The organism is Proteiniphilum sp. UBA1028, from assembly GCF_002316955.1.
Taxonomy (GTDB): Bacteria; Bacteroidota; Bacteroidia; order Bacteroidales; family Dysgonomonadaceae; genus Proteiniphilum.
Map to the genome: position 1 here is coordinate 1 of NZ_DCEN01000033.1, position 871 is coordinate 871.

Annotated in this window: 1 protein-coding gene; it reads left to right on the forward strand. The window is 56.0% G+C overall.

The features are described 5' to 3' along the window. The coding region (locus B3Z75_RS04740) for a DUF6850 family outer membrane beta-barrel protein (RefSeq protein WP_294068231.1) at positions 1–871 on the forward strand (871 nt) is incomplete at both ends.

Consider the following 871-nt stretch of genomic DNA (forward strand, 5'->3'; position numbering starts at 1 on the left):
CAGGCGGAATACAAAGCGGAGACAGGTGCCAAACAGATGGACCCCCGTTCGGAACTTTTCCGCTACTCCATCCATGTGAAGCCGGGCATCGCGGCAATCATGGGTTCCCATCGCGTGGGGCTCAGCCTGGAGTATGAGAATATGATCCAGGAGACGCGGGGCCATAGCAACAGCGATGACCAGGTAAACCAGAATGTGTTTGTGATGCGGGGATTGGGTAACCATTATACTGCCGTGATCGGCGGCCTGCAGTCCCTGGGCAGCTTCATTTACGATGCCAACAAAGTGGGTGCCGGCCTGCAGTACGGCTGGCAACAACAAGCTCTTCGCTTTTTCGCAGAAGGGGGATACAGCTTCCGCGTGGAAGAGGCGGTGAGGGACATCACCAAACCCCGGAAAGAGGGAACTATCCGCCAGCAGGAACTCTATGGACATGCGGCACTCCTGCATGAAGGAGTGAACCTGAACCGGCTGGATTTCTCCTACCGCAGCAGTAGAACGGATGGTATCGAGTTTGTACAGGTGCTGGACAACAGCTATGAGGTACAGCAATGGGTCGATCTCTACAGCAGCGTCCGCTCCACATACCGGCGTGATACCTACCGCCTGTCGTACGACTTCTTCCGCAATGCAGGGCAGGAGTATAGCTGGAAAGCGGGCCTCCATGCGCTTTACACGGTGACGGATGACAACTATATTATGCCAGCCTCACACCTGAAGATCCGGGACCTCTACCTGGGGGCAGATGCAAAGCTTAACTTTCCCTCACGTGGACACTCCCGTTGGGTGTTGGGCGCCGACCTCGTCCGGAAAGCGAACCAAAAAGGCGACTATCTCTACGGTGGTGCCGATCCCGGATCGATTGTGATCA